This window comes from Flavobacterium sp. (assembly GCF_031411595.1).
GTDB lineage: Bacteria > Bacteroidota > Bacteroidia > Flavobacteriales > Flavobacteriaceae > Flavobacterium.
On sequence record NZ_JANOBI010000006.1, the window covers coordinates 1 to 18320 of the forward strand.

General features: G+C 38.2%; 11 protein-coding genes and 1 pseudogene. 6 read left to right on the plus strand and 6 right to left on the minus strand.

All coding sequences use genetic code 11. The features are described from left to right. On the minus strand, positions 1–288 hold a 288-nt coding region (locus RMO03_RS00865), incomplete at its 3' end, for a fatty acid desaturase (RefSeq protein ID WP_409024900.1). Here RMO03_RS00865 and dnaE point away from each other — a divergent pair. Further along, a complete protein-coding gene (dnaE, locus tag RMO03_RS00870) occupies positions 283–3996 on the plus strand; it encodes a DNA polymerase III subunit alpha (protein ID WP_409024901.1) in 3714 nt (1237 codons plus the stop codon). The genes RMO03_RS00865 and dnaE overlap by 6 nt on opposite strands. A gap of 20 nt (positions 3997–4016) precedes the next feature. On the opposite strand, the gene RMO03_RS00875 is transcribed toward dnaE, so the two are convergent. Then, the gene (locus tag RMO03_RS00875) at positions 4017–5414 is read right to left on the minus strand and encodes an O-antigen ligase family protein (protein WP_309640187.1); all 1398 of its coding nucleotides are present in this window, start codon (positions 5412–5414) and stop codon (positions 4017–4019) included. A 442-nt stretch (positions 5415–5856) separates the two neighbouring features. Between RMO03_RS00875 and trxA the strand changes: the two genes are divergently transcribed. From trxA to RMO03_RS00890, 3 genes are all read left to right on the plus strand, one after another. Next, positions 5857–6174, plus strand: coding sequence for a thioredoxin (gene trxA, locus RMO03_RS00880; protein WP_298222073.1), 318 nt, complete (start codon positions 5857–5859; stop codon positions 6172–6174). A gap of 145 nt (positions 6175–6319) precedes the next feature. Beyond that, positions 6320–6799, plus strand: coding sequence for a T9SS type A sorting domain-containing protein (locus RMO03_RS00885; protein ID WP_309640188.1), 480 nt, complete (start codon positions 6320–6322; stop codon positions 6797–6799). Positions 6800–6874: 75 nt separating this feature from the next. Beyond that, positions 6875–7741: a hypothetical protein gene (locus RMO03_RS00890; RefSeq protein WP_309640189.1), complete on the plus strand. Its 867-nt coding sequence runs from the start codon at positions 6875–6877 to the stop codon at positions 7739–7741. Here RMO03_RS00890 and RMO03_RS00895 read toward each other — a convergent pair. Together RMO03_RS00895 and RMO03_RS00900 are read right to left on the minus strand one after the other, a co-directional pair. After that, positions 7738–9726, minus strand: a complete 1989-nt coding sequence (locus tag RMO03_RS00895; protein WP_309640190.1) for a tetratricopeptide repeat-containing sensor histidine kinase — start codon at positions 9724–9726, stop codon at positions 7738–7740. The two genes, RMO03_RS00890 and RMO03_RS00895, sit on opposite strands and share 4 nt — an antisense overlap. Then, positions 9723–10427: a LytTR family DNA-binding domain-containing protein gene (locus tag RMO03_RS00900; RefSeq protein ID WP_309640191.1), complete on the minus strand. Its 705-nt coding sequence runs from the start codon at positions 10425–10427 to the stop codon at positions 9723–9725. Before RMO03_RS00900 ends, RMO03_RS00895 begins: the two co-directional genes overlap by 4 nt. A gap of 131 nt (positions 10428–10558) precedes the next feature. Here RMO03_RS00900 and RMO03_RS00905 point away from each other — a divergent pair, with 131 nt between their 5' ends. Continuing rightward, positions 10559–13198, plus strand: coding sequence for a hypothetical protein (locus RMO03_RS00905; protein WP_309640192.1), 2640 nt, complete (start codon positions 10559–10561; stop codon positions 13196–13198). 7 nt (positions 13199–13205) lie between these two features. Here RMO03_RS00905 and RMO03_RS00910 read toward each other — a convergent pair whose 3' ends face one another. Beyond that, positions 13206–15083 (minus strand): tetratricopeptide repeat-containing sensor histidine kinase, encoded by a 1878-nt coding sequence (locus tag RMO03_RS00910; RefSeq protein ID WP_309640193.1) that lies wholly within the window; start codon positions 15081–15083, stop codon positions 13206–13208. Positions 15084–15184: 101 nt separating this feature from the next. Beyond that, positions 15185–15889 carry a LytTR family DNA-binding domain-containing protein gene (locus RMO03_RS00915; protein ID WP_309640194.1) on the minus strand — a complete coding sequence of 235 codons (705 nt, stop codon included), beginning with the start codon at positions 15887–15889 and terminating at the stop codon, positions 15185–15187. Between the two features lie 137 nt (positions 15890–16026). On the opposite strand from RMO03_RS00915, the pseudogene RMO03_RS00920 reads away from it, so the two are divergent. Next, a pseudogene (locus RMO03_RS00920) lies at positions 16027–18320 on the plus strand (hypothetical protein); the annotation flags it as partial.

Here is an 18320-nt window from a genome sequence, read left to right on the forward strand (position 1 = left end):
GCGCCACAGGCTCTTGCGCGAGATCGGAAACGGCGCCGAAAGACCGAGATCGGGATCCTCGGCCTGCTGCGTATGGCGATGATGGGTCAGGTGATAGGGCCGGTAGAGCGAGAGGCTGGTGAAGACGGGAAAGGCGCAGAGCCACGCGCCTGCCCATTCGTTCAGCCGGCGGTCGGCGAAAAGCAGGCGGCTCCGATCACACAAAAAGAACTCTCGCAAAACAAGCAGATTCTTATCGATACCCAATTTGTACACCTGCACAACCATACGCAGTTTTCGGTCTTGCAATCCACCATCAGCGTTGCCTCACTTGTAAAAGCGGCAGCCCAGCAAAAAATGCCGGCCGTTGCGATTACTGATCACGCCAATTTAATGGGTGCTTTTCATTTTGTTCGTGATATTTTATACCACAACAAAACCGCCGAAACTAAAAATGCAACCGCAATTGAAAACGATGAAGAGCCCACAGAAAAAATCATCAAACCCATTGTTGGCTGTGAATTTTTTGTCTGTGATGACCACCTCGACAAAACCAGAAAAGACAACGGCTATCAAATCGTATTGCTTGCCAAAACGAAAAAAGGCTATCACAATTTGGCCAAAATGTCTTCCATTGCCTACACGAATGGATTTTATTACGTACCAAGAATTGATAAAAATGTTATCGCGCAATATAAAGAAGACATCATTGTGTTGTCGGGAAATTTATATGGAGAAATTCCGAACAAGCTGTTGAATCTTGGTGAAAATCAAGCCGAAGAAGCTTTGCTTTGGTGGAAAGAAACCTTCGCAGACGATTGCTATATCGAACTCATGCGACACAATCAGGAAGACGAAAACCGTGTCAATGAAGGATTGATTGCTTTGGCTAAAAAACACGATTTAAAAGTGGTTGCGACCAACAACACTTTCTACATCAGTAAAGAAGATGCGAACGCACACGATATTTTGTTATGTGTTCGCGATGGAGAAAAACAAACCACACCGATAGGTCGTGGTCGTGGTTATCGATTCGGTTTGCCCAATCAGGAATATTTTTTCAAATCGGCTGACGACATGAAAAAACTTTTCCAAGATTGTCCCGAAGCCATTTCCAACATCAATGAGATTGTAGATAAAATCGAAATCTATAATTTGGCACGTGAAGTTTTGCTTCCGAAATTTGAAATTCCAAATGACTTTCTGATTGCTGAGGATGAAACCGATAGCGGAAAACGCGGCGAAAACTCCTACTTAAAACATTTGACTTTCGTCGGTGCGAAAAAGCGCTATGCTGAAATCACACCTGAAATTCAAGAACGCATTGATTTCGAATTGACGACCATTGAGAACTCTGGTTATCCGGGTTACTTCTTAATCGTGCAAGATTTCATTGCGGCGGCAAGAGCCATGGGCGTTTCCGTTGGCCCTGGTCGTGGTTCTGCTGCAGGTTCTGTTGTGGCGTATTGTCTCGGAATTACGAATATTGATCCGCTTTTATACAATTTGCTTTTCGAGCGTTTCCTAAATCCCGATCGTGTGTCATTACCCGATATTGATATTGATTTCGATGATGAAGGACGAAGCAAAGTCATGGATTATGTAATCAATAAATATGGCTCAAAACAAGTCGCACAAATTATTACTTACGGAACGATGGCCGCGAAATCAGCCATTCGTGACACCGCAAGAGTTTTAGATTTACCTTTATTCGAAGCCGATAAAATTGCCAAATTGATTCCTGGTTTGATTCCGTCGAAATGGAGTTTAGCACGATTTCTAAATGACACCGAAGCCGAAATCAAAAAGGTTTTGCGTCAGGAAGATTTCGATAAAATCAAAGAACTCATCGAACTTTCGAAAGAAGAAGATTTGGGCGGCGAAACCATTCAACAAGCGCAAGTTTTGGAAGGCAATCTTCGAAACACCGGAATTCATGCCTGTGGTGTCATCATTACGCCTAGCGATATTACGAATTTCGTTCCTGTGGCTACCGCGAAAGATTCGGATTTGTATGTCACCCAATTTGACAACTCGGTCGTAGAAAGCGCTGGTTTGCTCAAGATGGATTTCTTGGGTTTGAAAACTTTAACCTTAATTAAAGACACCGTCAAATTAGTCAAATACAGAACCGGAAAAGACATTGATCCTGACGCCTTTCCGATTGATGATTTGAAAACGTATGAGCTTTTTCAACGTGGCGAAACCGTCGGAATTTTTCAGTACGAAAGTGCCGGAATGCAGAAATACATGAAAGAATTGAAGCCCACGGTTTTCAATGATTTGATTGCGATGAATGCGCTGTATCGCCCGGGACCGATTGCTTACATTCCAAGTTTTATCAAAAGAAAAAACGGTGAAGAACCGATTGAATATGACCTTGATGCCTGTGAAGAATTACTCAAAGACACCTACGGAATTACGGTTTATCAAGAGCAAGTAATGCTTTTATCCCAAAAACTCGCGGACTTTTCAAAAGGGGATGCCGATGTTTTGCGTAAAGCGATGGGGAAAAAACAGCGTGATGTACTTGATAAAATGAAACCTAAATTCATCAGTCAAGCCGCTGCGAAAGGCCACGCTGAAGACAAACTGGAAAAAATCTGGAAAGACTGGGAAGCGTTTGCGGAATATGCATTCAACAAATCGCACTCCACTTGTTACGCTTGGATTGCGTATCAAACGGCGTATCTGAAAGCGAATTATCCTGCCGAATATATGGCTGCTGTGTTATCTAACAACATGAGCGATATCAAGCAAGTGTCTTTTTTTATGGAAGAATGCAAACGCATGGGATTGCAGGTGTTAGGCCCCGATGTGAATGAGTCGTTTTATAAATTTACGGTGAATGAAAATTATGCCGTCCGTTTCGGAATTGGCGCTGTAAAAGGTGTTGGAATGGCCGCCGTAGAAACCATTGTCGAAAACCGAAAAGACGCCAAATACAAATCGATTTTTGATCTCGCCAAGCGCATTGATTTGCGAGCCGCTAACAAAAAAGCATTCGAAAACCTAGCATTGGCTGGAGGTTTCGATTCGTTTTCGGGCACCACAAGAGCGCAGTATTTTCATGATGAAGGCGATGGCATTACGTTTTTGGAAAAAGCCATTCGTTATGGTGCTAAATTTCAAGAAAACGAAAATTCATCTCAAGTGAGCTTGTTTGGAGAAGCCAGTGATGTGCAAATACCCGAACCAACCGTGCCGCCATGTGAAGATTGGAGCACGATGGAAAAATTGGCCAAAGAAAAAGAAGTGGTCGGCATTTATATTTCGGGCCATCCGTTGGACGATTATAAATTTGAGATGCAATATTTTTGTAATGCTAAATTGGAAGTACTCAAAAATCTGGAACAATACGTCAATAAGAATTTAAGTTTTGGTGGTATTATTACGAACGTACAACACCGTGTAGCCAAGAACGGCAAAGGTTGGGCGTCGTTTATGATGGAAGGTTACGACGAGAGTTTTGAGTTTAGAATTTTCGGCGAAGAGTATTTGAAGTTCCGTCATTTTTTGATTCAAAACAATTTCACTTACATCAAAATTATTGTAAAAGAAGGTTGGGCTGATAAAGAAACGGGTAAAAAAGGCGAACCGAGAATGCAGTTTTTGTTGGTGCAATACCTTCAAGATGTATTGCCGACTTTTGCTAAAAAACTCATCATTCATCTCAATATAAAAGATTTACAGTCGGAAATGATTACCAAATTGAGTACTGTTTTTCAATCAAATCGCGGTGATCATAATGTTGATTTTGAAGTCATGGAATTGGAAACCATCAAAAAACAAATAGAAGTTGCTGCAACTCCAATTGCAATTGCATCTGAAGATATTCCGCTTGAAGAAGACATGATATCGATTCAAGAATCATCCGAGCTTAATGTCACTACCGAAGTAGAGGAAACCAAAATCATCACGCGGTTGTCGATGCCAAGTCGAAAATTGAAAATTAAAATTTCTAATGAATTGCTGCAGGAATTAGAAAAGATGCAACTTCATTTTAAATTGAATTAATCTACAATCCTGTTGGTAAATTAAATGTCCTTTAAAGTTTGTTTTGTAAAAAAAGGCTCGTCATCGATGGCTATTTTTAAAAGCATCAGTGCATATATAAAGGCTGGAGCAGCAGTTCTCATTCCGGAATGATTTATCGTAAGAAACCAAAAAGCAAAAAAAGTAGCTAAAAAAACATTTTGTCTGGATTTAAAAAACAAAAGTAAAGGCACAATGATTAAAATAAGAATGTCGATTAATCCCATTACGCCATGTTCGGCAAGTAATCGGGTTAATTCATCATGTGATTGAACTTTACTCCCAAATTCCACTTGACGTATTTGGGTTCCTTTTCCGGCTCCAATTCCTAAAACTGGGTTCTCGACAAACAAAATAATTTCTTCTTTTGCCAATTCCTTTCTATCGGTAGCTTTATCTCTTTTGATTCTGCCCAAATGATCTCTGTTGGTATATCTTTTTTCGATAAGTCCATTGGTTTGATATGAAATCAAAGTTGATATCACTAAAACTGTGGCGATAAAACAAACCATTCCTTGTTTAGCTTTTGTTTTTCCATAGGCTTTCGAATTGTAATATATCGAAACCAAAAAAACAATGCAAGCTGCTAACCCAGTAATCATACCACCTCTCGAAAAAGTCAGCAACCCTAAATAACAGAGCAATGAAAAAGCCAATAAATGAATAACAAAACGAATTCTAGTGTTAGCATTTATAACAAGTTGTATGAAAAAAATAAGTGTTCCCAGTCCTAAAGTAGTTGCTACTTGATTGGGCCCAAAACCGCCGGAAAAACTGCCATTAGACTCAACACTTGTTAGATTACCACTAATTTGTGGACTATATAAAAAAACATAAATGCCACAACTCAAAATAGGAAGCCCTATGGATAATAAAATAGTATTCAATGTGGCTAATGACATTTTTTTATCGAAACAATAAATAGCTACAATGCCTAAGCAGATTGGCCCAGAAAGATCGAAAGAAAATCCGTTTAATGCTGTTTTCGACAAATGATATACATCATTATTAAAAAATATACTTGGAAATAATGCTAAAAGATAAACCCAATAAGGGATCGTTCTTTTTGAGAAACCGCTATAAAATATGCCCAAAACAGCCAACACTATAATGGCATATTTCACAAATTCATAATTGAGAAAACTATCTGACATGCGCAAGAGCACTTCACTGCCTATGAAGTAAGCAGCTACTTGAAGAACTTCATGGTTTTGGTTTTTATTCCATACCACATACAAAAAACCTGAAATCGTTATAAGAATTCCGTAAAATGAACCAAGTCCCGGACGAACGTATAGTAGGCAACCTAATAAAATGTGAACAAACAATAAAAGAAAATATTTTCTTTCATCAGACAACTGAGTATTCACCTTAGCATTGGTAAAAGAAATAGTATTCAAGTAAAGGGCTTTTAAGGGGTTTTAAATGCAATCCAAAAAACAAGTGTGATTGACTTTTGGCTCGTAAATATAGTATTTTGATTTAATGCAACAGAACAAATTTAGAATTCGACGGGAATGATTTAGAATTCGAAAACTTCATGTGGCCTTTTTAATCATTACAATCTCCAAAAAATTAAAGAAGCTGGTCGATAATAGCAAAATATACTATTCAAACAAGAACAGTTTCGAGCCGAAAAACCCTAGCCCTGATGGAAGCGATATCCTTTTGTGCCGTTGTTCGGCGCAAAAGATTTAGCGAACAGCAGGAAATAGCTCCTGAAAATCATAAAAAAATCAAAAATAAGCATAGGCAATACTTTTATAGCCAAAACAAATCGCTGAAGCCATTTCATTGGAAATAAATCGCTAATTTTGTGTACAATTTTTAAAGATAAAACTTATGGCTTTAGCAATAACCGATGCTACTTTTGATGAAGTAGTATTAAAATCAGATAAACCAGTAATGGTAGATTTTTGGGCAGCATGGTGCGGTCCGTGTAGAATGGTGGGTCCGATCATCGACGAAATTAGTGAAGAATTTGCGGGTAAAGCCGTCATCGGAAAAGTAGATGTAGATGCAAATCAAGAATTCGCTGCGAAATATGGTGTGAGAAACATACCGACTGTGTTGGTTTTTCAAAACGGAGAAGTTGTAGGAAGACAAGTTGGTGTAGCTCCGAAGCAGACTTATGCTGATAGTTTGAATGCGCTTTTGTAAATTACAAGATTAAATTTTATAGAAAGGTTCGATGCAAGTCGGGCCTTTTTTTGTTTTAAAACTATCGCTATTAAATTTTTTAATAGATCAGCAAAACCATTTCATAATTTATTTATCTTTATACAACCAACCACTTTTAAAGATTATGAAAGCAACTAAAACACTAATCTTATTACTGCTAATCAGTAACTTAACAAAACTGCAAGCCCAACAAAATTCGATGGCTTCAGGTGGTGATGCGGCTGGGCTTGGAGGTAGTATTAGTTTTTCCATTGGCCAAACAGATTATGCTACCCAAACCGGCAGCAATGGTTCCGCAGCACAAGGCGTGCAACAACCGTTTGAAATTTTCACATTGAGCGACGAAGATTTCACAAATATCAATCTTAACGCTATGGTTTATCCAAACCCTCTGATTTCCAATATTATCATTTCAGTACCGGATTTGAATACTGATAATTTGACTTATCAACTCTACGATATTCAAGGGAAAAAAATCAAAGAAGGCAAAATCACTACGGTTGAAACCCTGCTCGATATGCAACAATACACAGCATCAACTTATCTTTTGAAATTACTTTCCAACCAAAAGCAAATCAAAACTTTCAAAATAATCAAAAACTAAAATCATATGAAACCAAAGGTTCACGACCCGAGCGCCAGCGAACTGGCGAAGCAAATCCATAAAACAAATATTAGCATGAGTAAAAAGCTATACACACTAATACTATTGGTTTTTACTACTACAATCTTACTCGCACAAGTACCGCAAAAAATGAGTTATCAAGCGGTCATCAGAAATGCCTCTAATACGCTCGTCGCCAATACCAATGTCGGTATGAGGATAAGCATCCTAAGAACTTCTGTTTCGGGAACTACTGTTTATATCGAAACCCATTCCACCACGACCAACGCCAACGGATTGGCTACGTTGCAAATTGGAAATGGCCCCCCTCAATTTGGAAATTTCGCTTCGATCGACTGGTCCGACGGCCCCTATTTCGTAAAAACAGAAACGGATCCTACCGGCGGAAGCAATTACACGATTTCAGCAACGACACAATTATTAAGTGTTCCGTATGCTTTGCTTGCCGAAAAAGCGGTTAAACCAACTTATCCTGTTTCAGTATCAGCCGAAAGTACTACATTTTTACCTTTAGTTACTAGAAATACTTGGGTCGATGATCCTAATCCATTGGTTACCGTTCCCGAAACAGGAAAATACTTAATTACATTTTATTCACATTCGGGAAATAACAGTGCTTATATTGTAGGAGTAGATACTGACTATGATGGATCAGGTCAAGTCAGAGTTTTTAATACAACAACTTCTTCGGAACTTTATAAGACTGCTTCTATTTGGATGAGATTTGATCAGTATACAAATACCAGTATTTATCGCATATATGACCCATTAAATCCATCGACAACGTTTATAAAAAATTTAGTGGCAGGAGATGTTTTAAAGTTGCAATATAGACAGGATGCCTTTGGTAATTTTGCAGCAATTACAAATCAATGGTCTATTGGAGCAGGAGGAATTAGTCTTTTGAAAATAGGAGATTAAACTGAAAATTTCAATGTAATCGTAGATCCTTCATCTACTCTAGAATCAACCGTAATATCACAATCAATCGCTTTGGCCAAATCGCGAATAAGATGCAACCCCAAACCCGTTTTAATACCAACCACTTCTGTATCGTCATATAATGCTTTAAACGCTTCTTTTGTACCGCCTGGGCCGTTGTCGGTAATCGACAAGTAGGATTGATGGTTTTCCTGCAAAGTTTTCCAAAGTATTGTTGGTTTTTCTGCTTTCTCTAAAGCTTTAATGGCATTTCCTGTCAAGTTCCGCATAATCGTTTTTAAGTAATTCTCATCAGTATTGATATGAATATTTCCTATATTTTCAAAAGTGATTGTTACTTTCTCTTCTCCCGAAAAATGCTTTTGAATGTCTTCAAACAAATCATTTAAGAATATTTTGGTGGGTTGCGGTTTGAAGTTTTCCATTTGGCCTTTGCTCCAAAGTAGCATATCTTCCATCGACGCCACTAGATTTTCTGCCGAAAGCATTGTTTTCTTTTGTATGGCGACCTTCATATCATCATCTAGTAATTCCGGATTTTCTTTTTGCAAATGCAGAAAATGAATCAGATTGTAGACCGGACTTCGCAAGTCATGATTTAAAATACTGAAGAAGCGGGCTTTGATTTTATTAGCTTGGTCGAGTTCGTTGTTTTTTTCTTCCAGATTGAGGTTTAAAGCTCGTAATTTTTTATTGATTTTTCTTCGATTGTAACTTTGATAAAAAAGCAAACCTCCAATAATTCCCAATAATACCAAACCGGAAAGCAGCATCCATTTTTGTTTTTCTTTGGCTTCGAGTTGCAGTTTGTTGATTTTAATTTCGCGATCTCGAAGTTCAATTGCTCTTTTGTCTTCAAGGTTTTTGATGGTTTCTTTGTTGTCAGAATTGAAAATAGAATCCTTATAAATCATCGAAGTTTCATACGCAACCAAAGCATTTTTATAATCGCCTCGCAACTTATGCACTTGTGTAATACTCGAATAATCATAAGCTAAATCACGATTGCTGCCGAGCTGTTGGTGCAATTGCACCGCTTTATTGAGATTGAAAATAGCACTATCCAAAAGCACTGTATTGTTGTGATTTGCTTTTGCCTTTTCGATATAAGAATCTCCCAAAACGCCATAATTGAAAGCAATTCCTTGCTTGTCATCGGTGCCATTAGTCATTGTTTTTAAAGAACTTTGACAGTTATTAATCGCTTTATCGTAATCATCTAAATTATAATACAGAAGTCCAATGTCAGACAGAATACGGGCTTGCAAAGCTTTATTGTTGGAGTTTTTACTCAAAGTATTGGCTTTTTCATAATAGAATAAGGTTTTTTGTGATTGCTTCAAGCTATTATACACACTTCCCATATTTCTATAAACAATGGCTAAATCGGTATCATTCCCCAACTGTTCATACCTAACCGCCGCTTTATTGAAGTAGTCTAAAGCTTTTGAATAACTCCGCATACCATAATAAATCGATCCCATATTGGCCGATATTTTAGCAATCCCTTTTTTGTCTTTTAAGACTTCATCTATTTTTAATGCTTTATAATAAAACGCTAATGCTTTAGAATAATCGCTTTTATAAATATAAATACCGCCAATATTTTGGTAGGATTTGCTAAGCATTTTTTTATTGGTGGTGTAGAGCGATTGATTGAAATATACCAATGCTTTGTCATAACTGAAATGAGCATTGTAGATTGTTCCGAGGTAAAAATTTGAGGCAGCTATACCCTTTTCCCACTGTATTTTTCGGGAAAGTTGGAGTGCATATTTACCATAGCGCAATGCTTTTGTAGTGTCAGCATCAATAAAATAAAGGGCAATTTTGTGAAGTTGATTGACTTTCAAAGTATCTTCTTTACAGTGGCGTAAGGAAACCAACATCGAATCAATCACAGGCTGTTTTTGCGCCAAGAGCGCTGCAGGGAAAAGAAACCACCAAAACAGCCATCGTTTCATAACAACAATTTTAGACTTTCCTTATAACTTCTGCCCACAGGAAGCAACGCATTATTACTAAGCATGATTTCTTGGGCGTATATTTTTTTCACAAATTGCTTTTGAATGGCAAAACTCCTATGAATTCTAGTAAAAGATTGAAAAGGGTCCTGTTTTAAAAGTGAGCCAATATTCGACCAAACACAGTGTTTCTTTTGTGGCGTAACCAAAAGGGTGTAATCTTTGAGCGCTTCCAAATACAAAATATCAAAGAGATTGATTTTTGATTTCTCACTGCCTTCTTTGATAAAAATAGCGTTTTCTCCAAAACTCAATTCGAATAATGTGGCCTTTTCTTTAATTTCTAGGAACTGTTCGATACGTTGCATCGCTCTTTCAAACCTTTCAAATCGCAAAGGCTTCACGATAAAATCTAAGGTTTCTAATTCGAAGCTTTCGACGGCGTATTCTGCATGACCAGTTATAAAAATACAAACCGGAACTTCCATTGCTTTTTTTCTTAACTCAACACCGCTAAATCCTGGCATGTCAATGTCTAGAAAAAGAATATCGATGCTGGTTTTATTCAATATATCGATGGCGTCTTCCGCAGATTTATAGGTTCCAATGATATTGAGCTGGGGAAATTTTTTAGCAAAAGCAACGACCATGAGTCTATCAACATCTTCATCGTCAACGATAATACAGTTCCAAGTTTTCATATAGCATGCTTTATATTTCAAAAATAGAAATTTTTATTTAGAATAAGTCGATAGTATAATATAATTGTCGTTGGTATAAAATTCAGGTTTCACGCTATTTAAATGCCCAATTTTGCTCAAAATAACACATCATGAAAACGATTTTTAGAATAGCAGTTTTACTTTTTTTCATACAAAGCAATGCACAAGTTGGGATAAACACCACTTCGCCTAAAGCGCAATTAGACATTTTGGCGAGTGATTCGGCAACACCTACCAATACCGATGGATTACTAATTCCGAGAGTGGATGCTTTTCCGGCAATCAATCCTACCGCTGCACAACAAGGCATGATGGTTTATTTGATGGTTACTGCAGGCACAAATACTCCTGGTTTTTACTATTGGGACAATCTCACAAGCAGTTGGGTTGGTATTTCCTCAAAGGCCAATGATAAAGCTTGGTATAAAGTTGGCACGACTGCTTCGCCGAATGCCATTACCGATGATATGTTTCATACCGGGAAAGTCGGAATTGGCAATAGTACTCCGGCTTCTAAATTGCATGTGATGAACAATGCTTCGGGAATGACTCCAAATCCATCTTCTGTGGCAACTATAGAAAACAACACAGCTACCTATTTGAGTATGCTTTCAGGTGATGAATCCGGAATTTTATTTGGCGCGAATGGCGTTTCTACCAATGGAGGCATCATATACAATCCAACAGGATTACCCAACGGAATGCTTTTAAGAACCAATGGAAATGCCAATCGTTTGGTAATCTCCGATACCGGAAATATTGCTATTGGAAGTTTTGTCCCAAACTATCCTTTGCATTTTCCAGGGACACTTGGGGATAAAATATCCTTATATGGTGGTGTTGGAGCTCATTATGGTTTTGGAATTCAAGGGAACTTACTTCAAATTCACTCCGATCTTTTGGGTAGCGATATTGCTTTTGGATACGGCAGTAGTGGTTCTTTTACGGAAGGTGTGCGCATCAAAGGAAATGGAAATATGGGTATAGGGCTTACCAATCCGGATTATCCATTGCAGTTTAAAACTGCTATCGGAGATAAAATATCATTATATGGAGGCACTGGAGCTCATTATGGTTTTGGAATTCAAGGCTCTTTATTACAAATGCATTCTTCTAATAACTTAAGCGACATCGCTTTCGGATATGGCAGCAGTGCTGCGTTTACCGAAAGCATGCGTATTAAAGGAAATGGAAATGTCGGAATAGGTGTAACCAATCCTTTGTCAAAGCTACACATCAAAACCGTTGCTACAGGAATGACCCCTAATCCGAATGCGTCTGCCACTATTGAAGACGACGAATACACTTTTTTAAATTTATTATCCAATCAAGAATCTGGCGTGGTTTTCGGGACACAAGGCATATCTTCAAGTGGTGGCATTATTTATAGTCCAGCATCTATGCCTAAAGCACTTCAGTTTAGGACAGATACTAATCTTACGCGAATGACGATTTCGGATGTTGGTAATGTAGCCATAGGTTTTTTCAAAGCCAATTACCCACTCCAGTTTGATGGTATTTTAGGAGATAAAATATCCTTATACGGTGGAGCAGGAAATCATTATGGTTTTGGCATTCAGGCAAGCTTATTACAAATACACACCAGTACTAATGCAAGCGATGTAGCTTTTGGCTATGGAAGTAGTTCGTCATTCACTGAAAATGTGCGTTTTAAAGGAAATGGTAATGTGGGAATTAAAAATTCAAACCCCAATTTTCCGTTACATTTCAATGATAATCTAGGCGATAAAATTTCCTTATATGGTGCTTCTGGATCTCATTTTGGTTTCGGAGTACAAACTAACTTGTTTCAAATTCACGCCAGCAATAGTACTGATGACATTGCGTTCGGATACGGAACTAGTGCCACTTTTACAGAGAGCTTCCGTATCAAAGGAAACGGAAATATAGGTATTGGAATAACGAATCCGCAAGCCAAACTTCATATTAGAACCAACACCACAGGTATGACACCCAATCCGTTTGCCCCGGCCATTATAGAAAATAGCGACCTTACGTTTTTAAATTTATTGTCGAATCAAGAAAGCGGCGTTGTGTTTGGGTCTAGTGGTGTATCTACTAGTGGTGGAATTATCTATAGCCCGGCAGGCATGCCCAATTCACTCCAATTTAGAACCAATACCAATCTAACCCGAATGACGATTTCCGATGTGGGTAATGTGGGCATTGGCAATATTAAAGCCGATTTTCCAATGCAATTTGATGGCGTTTTAGGCGATAAAATATCCCTCTTTGGAGGTGCCGGAAGTCATTATGGTTTTGGAGTTCAAAGCACTTTATTGCAAATACATTCTGCAACCAGTGTAGACGATATTGCTTTTGGTTACGGAACTAGTGCCGCATTTACAGAAAGAATGCGTATCAAAGGAACAGGTGAAGTCGGTATCGGTACCAATAATCCAACATCTGAATTAGAAGTGAATGGGTTTACAAAACTAGGAACAACAGCACCTGCGGTAAAGATGATAAAGCTTACAGGGACAAGCAGCAATTCCCAAGGAGGGTTTGTCCAAGTTGTTCATGGGCTGACAAGTTCGAAGATTTTATCTGTGAGTGTTTTGGTAGAATATAGTTCCGGGAATTCTGTACCACCTTCTTACACCGGTGGTACAGGCTATGAGTACGACTACTACATTTCAGCGACGAGTGTTGTCGTATGGAATAAAGCCGCTAATTCTGCGAATATTTTATCCAAACCAATTCGGGTTTTGGTGACTTATGAAGAGTAATTGTCATTTATGTAAATGAAAGTATAAAAGTAGTTCCCTCATTTGGTTTCGAATCAACAGCAATAGAACAATCAACCGCTTTGGCCAAATCACGAATCAGATGCAAGCCCAAACCCGATTGAATACCGACCACTTCGTTTTCGTCGTATAATGCTTTGAATTGCTCTTGTGTTCCTCCCAAACCATTGTCGGTAACCGATAAGTAAGAATTTCCGTTTTCTTGCCAAGCTTTCCAAACAATGCTTGGGTTTTCAATTTTAGCGAGTGCTTTTATTGCATTTCCGGTCAAATTTCGGATGATGGTTTTTACGTAATTCTCGTCGGTATGAATGGAAATGTTGTCGTAATTTTCAAACCGAATTTGGACTCTTTCTTCGCTAGCAAAATGGTTTTGAATGTCCTCGAAAATCGTTTGTACAGCAATGGCTTTAAGTTTGGGCTCGAAGTTTTCCATTTGCCCTTTGCTCCACAATAAAATATCTTCCATTGAATTTAAAAGGTTTTCAGCACCCGAAATGGTTTTGTTTTCCATGCGTTTTTTACTTTCATCATCGAGCAATTCCGGATTTTCTTTTTGCAGATGCAGAAAGTGAATCAGGTTCGAAACCGGGCTTCGCAAATCATGATTTAAAATACTGAAAAATCGGGTTTTGGTTTTGTTGGCTTGGTCTAATTCAGCATTTAAAAGCTGTAATTTCTCGTTGGTTTTTCTTCGATTTCGACTTTGATAGAAAAGCAAACTTCCAATAATTCCGAGCGATAAAATTCCGAAAATGAAATACCATTTTTGTTTTTCTTTCGATTCGATCGTGAGCCGATTCAGTTGAATTTGCTTGTCTCTGAGTTCAATAGTTCTTTTGTCTTCGAGGTTTTTGATGGTTTCTTTGTTATCGGCATTATAAATAGAATCTTTATAGGAAATCGCCAATTTATAGGAATCTAAAGCTATAGACGCATTGCCAATAAATTCATCGATATGAGACAACTGCGAATAATCATTATACAATTCGAGTTGATCGTTTGTCTTTTTATGAATATTCAATGCATGGATACAATTGACTCGAGCCTGATTTAATAATTCCTTTCTTTTGTTTATATCGGTAGTGCTTTTTGCCATTCCAAAATAAACATCACTATTAATGGAGGAATTGATCGCAATTAAATCTAAATTATCTATTGACTTGGCCGAGGCTAATGCTTTTTCACCATACCGCAAAGCTTCCGGATATTTTTTTATATAAAGATAATAAGCCGCTATTGACGATAAATTATTGGTCAAGCTGAGTTTATTCCCTAATTTGGTGTTGATTGCCAAAGATTTTTTATAATATTCAAATGCCTTGTCTTTTTGACCTAATAGTTGATACGTCTGTCCAATGTTTGCTGAATTTAAAGCGATGCCTATATTATCTTCTAATTGCTCGTCAAGTTGTAATGCCTTTTGACCATAAGCAATGGCTTTCTCATATTTTTTTAAATAGAAATAGTTGCTGCCAATATTAGAAAATGTGCGGGAAATGTTCTTTTTATCTTTGGCTGCTTCGCTAATTTTTAAAGCTTGAAAACAATATTTCAACCCTTTTGCATAGTCGCCTTGTGAAGTATAGATGGCACCTGTATTTCTTAAAGCGGTGCTGATTGCTTTTTTATTTTTTGTGATTTTTAAAACATTGTTATAGCATTTTTCCGCTTCAACATATTGAGATTTAGCAAAATAATTAACCCCAATGGAATTGTAAGAATTGGCAATCCCATCTGACCAATCTAATTTTTTCGAAATGCTTAATGCTTGTTTTCCATATTCTAATCCTTTTAAACAGTCGATGTTTTTATAGGTTAGAGAAAGATCGTTTAAGGTGTTTACTTTGGAGGTATCGGTTTTCATTTTTGGCAAGACCACTAATAAGGAGTCTATACGCTGCTGACCTTGTTTCTGAGCGACAACACTCAGAGCGATAAGTGAAAATAGAATGCTAAATAAATGCTTCATAAAATCAAATTCAAATTGCTCTTATAACTTCTTCCAATTGGAATCAAAACATTATTATTCAGTAAGATTTCTTGCGCTCCTATGGTTTGAATAAACTGTTTTTGTACCGCGAAACTTCGATGGATACGGATGAAAGATTGAAAATGAGATTCTTTCAACAGCATTCCAATACTCGATAATACACAATGCCTTTTTTGTTGGGTTACAATGAGTGTATAATCTTTTAGAGCCTCAAGATATAGGATGTCGTGGAGTTTTATTTTTGTTTTTTCATACCCTTCTTTGATGTAAATGGTATCACCTCCTATGCTCGATTCGAACAGTTGTGCTTTGTGCTTTATTTCCATAAACTCTATAATTCGAGCTATGGTTTGAGAAAAGCGGTCTAGTTTGATGGGCTTTACAATAAAATCTAATGTGTCTAACTCAAAACTTTCAACAGCGTGCTCTGGATGTGCCGTGATATAAATGCAAACCGGAATGTGCATGGCTTTTTTTCGAAATTCTAATCCGCTCAATTCAGGCATATCGATGTCTAGGAACAGTATATCTATAGAACCATTTTCCAACAGACCTAAGGCATCATTGGCGTTAGAAAATATTCCAACAATATTCAAAACAGGAAACTTTTTCGCATACGAAAGCACCGTCAATCGGTCGATATCGTCATCGTCAACAATGACACAGTTGAATGTTCCCATTTAAAATGTTCTTTATTCAAAAATAGGAATAATTCTTTAGCAACTGAATAAACGCTCGTCTATTTATAAGGTTGTTGGTCTATTGGTGCTTTTTTATAAAGTAATACAGCAACATCTTTGCGTATAAAATTGAACTTATGAAAAAGAGTATTCTTCTAATTTTGCTTTCGATCTCTTCGTTAGTATCTGCCCAAATAGGAATCAATACCACTACGCCGAATGCGCAACTCGACATCAATTCGACCAATCAAGCGGCACCATCTAATACGGATGGGATTTTGATTCCAAGAGTAGATGCATTTCCTGTTACAAATCCTACCGCTGCCCAGGAAGGTATGCTTATTTTTTTAACAACAGCCATTGGAACCAAAACCCCCGGATTTTATTATTGGGATAATGCTGTAACGAGTTGGGTTGGTGTTGGATCTAAAGGCAATTGGGGTATGGCAGGAAACGCTGGCACCAATGCGACTAACAATTTTATGGGGACTACCGACAATAACGACATTGCATTCAAAACAAATAATACCGAAACCCTTCGGCTAACTGCTGGTGGTAAAGTTGGAGTTGGAACAGCCAATCCGTTTTCGAAATTCCATGTATTTGAAAATGCATCAGGAATGACGCCCAATCCGGGTTCAGTGTTCACTATAGAAAATAATAATGACACCTATTTAAGTTTATTGTCTGGCAACAAAGAATCAGGATTGCTGTTTGGCGATAACGGAAACTCCACCAACGGCGCCATCATTTATAATAGTCCCAATTCACCCGAAGGTTTTTTTTTCAGAACCAATGGAAACGTAGATAAGATGGTACTTACTGCCAGTGGAACTTTAGGAATCGGGGATTTCATTCCAACTTCCGGAAGCCCTTTAGAATTCCCACCGATTTTGGGAAATAAAGTTTGTCTGTATAATTCGGGAGCAACCAATAAGTATGGTTTTGGAATCGGCTCTGGTTTGCTTCAGATGTTTAGCGATGCAGCGACCACCAATATTGGGTTTGGCTATGGCGACAGTACCGCATTTACTGAAAATGTTCGATTTACTGGAACCGGTAAAGTAGGTATAGGCATTTCCAATCCGGTTTCAAAATTACATGTGTTTAAAAATGGTTCGGGTATGACTCCCAATGCCAATGCATTAGCCACTTTGGAAAGTACTTCCAATATGTATTTCAATTTATTGGTAGGTGCAGGAGCGGAAACCGGAATATTATTCGGAACAGGAGGAAATGCGACCAATGGCGGGATTTTATACAATTCAGGAACACTCAATCAAATGGGATTCAGGACCAATAACAATATTACCCAAATGACCATTTCTGCAGCGGGAAATGTTGGAGTAGGAAAAGCAAATGTCTCAGCAAATGCCAAAATGGAAGTCGTTTCCACAAGCCAAAGCGCACCATCAAACACCGACGGTATCATTATTCCAAAAGTAGATGTCTTTCCGGTAACCAATCCGACGTCTTTGCAGCAAGCAATGCTAGTGTATCTGACCACGACTTCGGGTTCTAATTTACCAGGATTTTATTATTGGGACAATTCCACTAGCAGTTGGATTGGCGTCGGGAATAAAAGCAATTGGGGGATTAATGGAAATACGGGAACGAATTCCTTCACGAATTTTATAGGTACAGCAGACAACCAATCGTTGGCGATACGCACCAATAATATCGAACGCGTTGTTTTAGATACCGCCGGAAATATAGGTCTGGGTTCTTTTGCACCGAGTTATCCGTTAGAGTTTAAAAAAACTGTGGGCGATAAAATATGTTTCTATAATAGTGGAACGTCGAATATTTATGGCATTGGTGTTCAGAACACTTTACTGCAACTCTATTGCTCTACTGCTGCCAGTGATATTGCTTTCGGTTATGGAACAAGTTCGGGATTTACAGAAAACATACGATTTAAAGGTACAGGCGAAGTGGGCATTGGAACAAGCTTTCCATCGTCTTTTCTGCATATCCAAAAAAGTGCGTCAGGATTAACCCCAAATGTCAATGCCGCAGCTACAATTGAAAGTGCAGGTAACACTTATCTCAATCTTCTTTCAACTTCAGCAGAAACAGGAATTCTATTTGGTGCCAATGGAAATGCGACGAATGGTGCGATTATATACAATCCTACTTCGGCTCCCAATAATATGCTTTTCAGAACAAACAATAATAGCGAAGTCATGCGATTGACGGCATCCGGAAATGTGGGTATAGGCACGACGGCGCCTACATCTGAACTCGAAGTCAACGGTTATACCAAATTAGGCTCTTCGGCACCGGCCGTAAAAATGCTGAAACTAACGGGAACTACAGCGGGAGCTCAGGGCGGTCAGGTAAGTGTAAATCATGGACTGACTGCCTTGAAGCGCATGGCGGGACTCGGGGAGAAAGAAGCGCGGGCAATTGAGCGCAAACCGAGGCGGTC